This is a genomic window from Belliella marina (genome assembly GCF_042682445.1).
GTDB lineage: Bacteria > Bacteroidota > Bacteroidia > Cytophagales > Cyclobacteriaceae > Belliella > Belliella marina.
This window is the reverse complement of record NZ_JBHUHR010000045.1, coordinates 225114-231113: the sequence shown is the minus strand read 5'-3', so window position 1 is coordinate 231113 and position 6000 is coordinate 225114. Positions and strand designations below refer to the sequence as shown.

4 protein-coding genes are annotated in these 6000 nt (G+C 39.6%); 1 reads left to right on the top strand and 3 read right to left on the bottom strand.

Going from position 1 to position 6000, the window contains the following annotated elements; translation table 11 throughout:
- The first annotated feature begins 179 nt into the window (after positions 1-179).
- On the top strand, positions 180-416 hold the full coding sequence (locus ACFSKL_RS17940) for a hypothetical protein (protein ID WP_376887963.1): 237 nt from the start codon (positions 180-182) through the stop codon (positions 414-416).
- Between the two features lie 240 nt (positions 417-656).
- Here the strand turns inward: ACFSKL_RS17940 and ACFSKL_RS17935 are convergent, their stop codons facing one another.
- The 3 genes from ACFSKL_RS17935 to ACFSKL_RS17925 form a co-directional block, all read right to left on the bottom strand.
- Positions 657-2006, bottom strand: a complete 1350-nt coding sequence (locus ACFSKL_RS17935; protein ID WP_376887961.1) for an ankyrin repeat domain-containing protein — start codon at positions 2004-2006, stop codon at positions 657-659.
- Between the two features lie 103 nt (positions 2007-2109).
- Positions 2110-3339, bottom strand: a complete 1230-nt coding sequence (locus ACFSKL_RS17930) for an ankyrin repeat domain-containing protein (protein ID WP_376887959.1) — start codon at positions 3337-3339, stop codon at positions 2110-2112.
- A 189-nt stretch (positions 3340-3528) separates the two neighbouring features.
- On the bottom strand, positions 3529-5922 hold the full coding sequence (locus ACFSKL_RS17925) for an ABC transporter permease (protein WP_376887956.1): 2394 nt from the start codon (positions 5920-5922) through the stop codon (positions 3529-3531).
- Positions 5923-6000 lie beyond the last annotated feature (78 nt).

Here is a 6000-nt window from a genome sequence, read left to right as displayed (position 1 = left end):
TAAATTTCTGAGCGATAGCTTAGGCTATCCCTCAAAAATTTGCCTTGTAACTGGATATTTTTATTGATTTTGACTTTGTGATAACAATCGAACTCAGGTTATAAAGTGTAACATCCGTTAAATGGAATGATTGTTGGACAGTTTGAATCAGCAATATCGCAGACCTTAAACAATCAACGATGCTTACGATAAATAATAAACCGACGGGAATTTTACCACTTTTGGATTTCGGGAAAAAGAAAGATGATGATGTAGACAAACGTTCAAACAGGAAGACACCTGGTGATTCAGATGGTGCAAGGCCACCCAAAAAAGAGGAATATAAAAATAGCCAAGGCAAAAAGAAAAAAGATTCACCAGAATCAGGAGGCCAGGAAGTTGACAATGAAGAAAAAGATAAAAACAAGAAAAAGTAATATGATTATCCGCAATGTTGCACGTTGGGTATGAAGAGGCTTTATGTGTTGCGGATTCTCGTCAACAACTTGCGCGCCTGTGGCGTGGACAACTGTCAACAGTCCACAGAACCTCAAATCGTTCATCAAGCATCCTATTGATTGGCTACGTGCAAGAAAGCGGACACACATAAAAATTAACCGCAAAAGCCTTCAATTTATATTCACCGAGTATTTTTCAGCTCGATTGTAGCATCTAGCTTAAAGGAATTTCAACAACTCTGTTTTCTTCTCTTTGAATTCATCTTCAGAAATCAAGTCCTCTTCATAAAGGCTCTTCAGTTCTTTTAATTTGGACTTGATGTCATCTTTTTCTAGACTTTTGCCCTTATTCACATGGGTACTTTGCGGATTGTCTGATTGGCTTGTTAGCTGGGAACCTGAAGTTTGTCCAAGAATCAATGCGGATATTTCATTATATCCTTTGATATTGGCGTAATCTATGGCTTTTTGTTCTCTCGAATTCGTAAGGTTGACATCTGCACCATTTTTGATCAATAGAAGGACGATATCTTTGCTTCCATTGGATGCAGCATAATGCAGCGCTGTATTCTCTGATTCATCTTGAATATTCACATTGGCACCCTTCTCCAGCAGCAATTCTACCATAAAAAGATGTCCATTTTTTACTGCAATATGAAGCAGACTCTCTCCACCAGCCGTATAGTTATTGTTGATTTTAAATAGATTATCAGAAGAGATATTTTGTGCTGTTTCCACAAAATCCAAGTAGCTTCCCATAGCCCCCGCTCCTTGAAAAGGGATTTGAAAATTGACATCCAAACCTTGATCCAGCAGGGATTTTAAGATTTGCTTCTGGTTGTAAGCACAGGCATAATAGATTGGTGAAAGCCCATTCGGACTGATTTGGAAAACATCAGCCCCATTTTCCATGAATAAGCGGATGAGCATTACGTTGTTGTTATAGCAAGCTTGCAGCAATGGTGTGACACCATTGCGATCTGCCTCATCTACCGGTATCCCATTTGCCAACATTTTTTTGATCACAGGGAGATTACCTGATGGAAGTGCCAAATGAAGCAGATTGTTTCCTTCTTTGGTCTTCGCCAATACATCAGCACCTTCTTCGATAAAAAAATCAACCAATATATTTTTGCCATAAACAAGAGCCAACATCAAGGGAGTTTCTGAAGCATTATTGGTGACATTCACATCAAAACCATGCTCCAAAAACAATTTACAAATTGGTTTATGCCCATTTTTAGTTGCTATATGCAGCAAACTATTCCCCTGCCTATCTGTAATATTGGTTTTTACCTGATGGTCCAAAAGCAGTTTTATCACTTGGATTTGATTCTGAAGCACAGCAAAAAACAGTGGGGTCTCACCATTGTGTTCTTCATAGTTGATATCAGCCCCCTTGGCAATCAAGTTTTCGCAGATTTCCTTATATCCTCTATGCGCTGCATAATGCAATGCTGTTCTGCCTTTCTCATCGGTATAATTGACATCCGTAACTTCTTGCTCTAGCAGCAATTCAGCTATTTTCCTGTTGCCATTTTCGCAGGCTATTAAAAATGATTTGCTCATAATTTTTACAGTTTAAAATATTGTTTACGTAAACTTTATCATCCATTCTACTAATTAGCTACGCAGTCAAGTTCAAGTTAATTATCTTAATCTTCCGAATGACTCACATTACCTGGTTTTTCAAAAGCAATGCAACTGTTTTTTCTTTTAAATTGTCAGTGGTAGCCAAGTCGGTGGCTGTTTTATCAGCTGTATTTCTTATCCCTGGATCTGCTCCTTTGCTTAGCAAAAGCTTTACTTTTTGATAAAGTTCTTTGGCCTTTGCCTGATCAAAGTTCAAATCATAGGCACAGACTTTATGCAAAAGCGTATTGCCATCATTATCTGTTTGGTTTATATCATCGGGTAAGTGATTAAGCAATATTTCGAAAACCTTGAAGTCTTTGGATATCCCTGCTTCCAGTGGTGTTTTTTCTTCACCATATACAGTAGTGCAGATCTGGTTAAGGTCAGCTCCCATTTCGAGAAGCCTACTCAGGTACTGCAATCCCTTATCTCCAACATAACTTATTCTATGTATGAATTCAAAAAGAAGAGAGCCGCCTGTTTTATTGGTTTCCCCAAAGTCTGGTGCATCATATTCGCACAATAAATCAAAGACTTCATAGGAAACCTTATCTACCAACGCAAAACAAAACATCGAATTTCCAACCTTGTTTTTGTGTTGGGGATCAGCCCCATTTTCCAAAAGAACCTTGATCAAATCGATACAATCATTATCAATTGCCTTTTCCAAAGGAGTCACATTTCCTTTGTTTTTATGATTCACATCCAAGCCCTGCCCGATTAGCCAACTCCCCACCTGCGGAGACAGCTTTTGGAAAAGCAATGTGTTTTCCGAATGGTCTATCCTGTTTGCCGGACAACCGCTATCAACTATAACTTGCAATACCGGTATTGGCAGATTCTTGGATATCGCCAACTCTAGCATGGTCTGGTTTTCTACCGATTCATCAATATTCTCGATCACAGAAATAAAAGACCGGAAAAAACCCAGGCTTTCTTCATCCATCTCTTCCATGTTTTCCACTGTTTGTCTCTGCCTATGGTTCTGGAAGGAATTGGTATTTGGAAGAAATGGAGTATTCGAAAGCACAGTGAAAATAAAGCTTCCCATCCATTTATCCAACTCAAATACATCGGTTATTACCAACCCTTTTTCCATCAAAACCAAAATCAAGGAGAATGCTTTTTGTTTCAACGCGCCTTGGATCAAAGAATCTTTTTCATAATTTAAAAGGGTGTCAAAGCTATTGGGGTCTTCTTTAATACACACTTCCAACTTTAAAAAATCACGCTGCTTCAAAGCCTCTTTTATCACTGCTTCACTCATGGTTAAATCATAATTGGGTATGGAAAAATCTCTTTTCAAAAGTAAAAATAACTGAACAGTTAAAAATTATCATTACAAAAAGATAATTTTTAACTCCCCAATCTTTCAAAGCAGCAGTACAATTCTAGCTTCCAGCTCTTTATCATGAAAAAAACTTACCTACTAGAGCTGGAATACACACCAAAACAACTATTCACTTCTCAGATTCCTCACTGGATTAGCCACAGCCGAGCGGAGTGCTTGGCTACCAACAGTCAGTAAAGCAATCACAACAGCCACAAATCCTGCTGCAACAAGCAGCCACCATTCTACCTCAATCCTATAAGCAAAATCCTGCAACCAGCGGTTCATCGCATACCAAGAGAGTGGAGTTGCAAGTGCAATTGCGATAAGCACCAGTTTGATGAAATCTCTGGAAAGCAGACTCACGACACTTGTGACAGATGCCCCAAGGACTTTTCGGATCCCTATCTCCTTGGTGCGCTGTTCTGCCGTATAGGAAGCCAAGCCAAACAATCCCAAACAAGCCAAGAGAATTGTGATGACAGAAAAAATCCTGAGGATCTTGTTGATTCGAAGTTCACTTGAATACAGGCTCGCATAAGTTTCATCCATAAACTGGTATGAAAATGGACGATAGGGAGCGATTTCCTTCCATTTATCTTCAAGAAAGGAAAGGGTTGCTGGCAAGTTATGTCCCGAAGTCTTGATGATAGCCACATTGGACCAGCCTTCGGGAAACAAAACCAATGGTGAAATTGGATTATGCAGGGAAGCAAAATGGAAATCCTTGACTACTCCCTTCACTTCTCCGGGACGGGTTTGGTCTAGAAAGAGTTTTTTGCCTATAGCTTCTTCGGCTGTCCAGCCCAAGACTTTGGCGGCAGATTCATTGATGATAAATTTGAAGTGGTTTTTTGTATAATCTTCATGTGATACATCCAGGATATCCTGAATCGAAAGATCTTGTCCTGCAACGAGTTCCAAGCCACAAGCCTGTATATACTCTTCATCAATGGGGTTGGCAGTCACACTGAGTGATTGGTCAGGAGTCATGTTGTTACTATACATGGAGTAGCCCCCATTGATGTTGACGGGGGTTTCATAAGCAAATGATACTGCCCTGATGTCTGAATGCTGCTTTAGCACTGTCTTGACCAAATCCTTTTTTTCGTTGATTTTCTGATCAACCCCCAACAATATGCTATGTTCCCGATCATACCCCAAATTTTTGCTTTGGATAAAATTCATCTGTCCCTGCATGATAAATGTGGCTATGATCAAGAAAACAGACACTACAAACTGAAAGACAAACAGGGATTTTTTCAGCCAAACACCTGAGTGTGAACCCCGAAAATTTCCTTTCAGAACTTTTACAGGATTGAATTTGGAAAGGACAAGAGCTGGATAGCTTCCCGCAAGCAAAGAAATACAGAGCATTAAGACCAACATGCTCAGCACAATGGTTGGCTGGAAAAGACTTGCAAAAGGCAATTCTCTATTGACCAAGTCATTGAAAGATGGAAGCAGGAGCCAAACCATACAGATGCTTATCAAAAGTGCCAAAGTGGTTAAAAAAGCAGATTCACCAATAAATTGCCAGAAAACATGTCCACTACCAGCCCCAGTTGCCTTTCTGATCCCAACTTCTTTGGCTCTTTCCAATGTACGGGCTGTCCCCAAGTTGATATAGGTGAAGCATGCTATCAACAAGATGAGCAATGCTATACCCCCGGTAATATACAGGTAGGTGATGTTTCCATTGGGTTCAAAACCGTTGTGTGGGGAATAAAGATGAACTTTTAAATAAGGTTCCAATTCATAGTTCAAGTAGACGCCTGGATAGTCAGCCATTTCCTTTTCCATAAATGGCCCAATCTTTTGCTGCAAACTTGCTATGGAATTTTCGTCATTCAGTAAGAGGTAGGTCGTATAGTTTGCATTCCAATAGGTACTTTCTTGGGCAGGCCCAAGGCTAGAAAATGAAGCAAGGAAATCAAATTTGATTTGGGAATTGGAAGGACTATCCTCAACAACTCCAGTAACTATGTAATCGGTCTGATTGGCACCAATCTGTAGTATTCTCCCTACTGGATCATCATTGCCAAAATATTTTTTGGCTGTAGAAGCCGAAACAACAACCTGTTTAGGTGCATCCAAGACATCATTTTCTGAACCTGAAAGCAATCTAAATGAAGGGAATACGTGAAAAAATGTCGAATCTGCGAAAAGAAACTTTTGATCCATGAATATTTCCTCATCCAATTTCACCAATGCATTGGAACTTGTCATCCTGACACCATTCTCTACTTCAGGAAAATTTTGTCTAAAGGCAGGCAACACCTTCGTACTTGTGAAATTACCTTTTTGAGGCTGGGTATCCCCTATGCTATACTCCATGATCACCCTCACTATTCTATTGGCATTTGCCTGAAACTTATCATAGCTCAATTCATGCTGGAGATATAGCACCATCAGCAGGCAACATGTCATACCTGTAATCAAGCCAACGAGATTGATTCCGGTAGCAGTCTTGTTTTTGTATAAATTTCGCCAAGCAATTTTGATATAGTTTTTAAGCATAGGAAATTGCAGAATGATGATACAATATCCCAACTTTGTAAAGTCGGTTAAACCATGATTGACAAGCTGTGTGCCAAC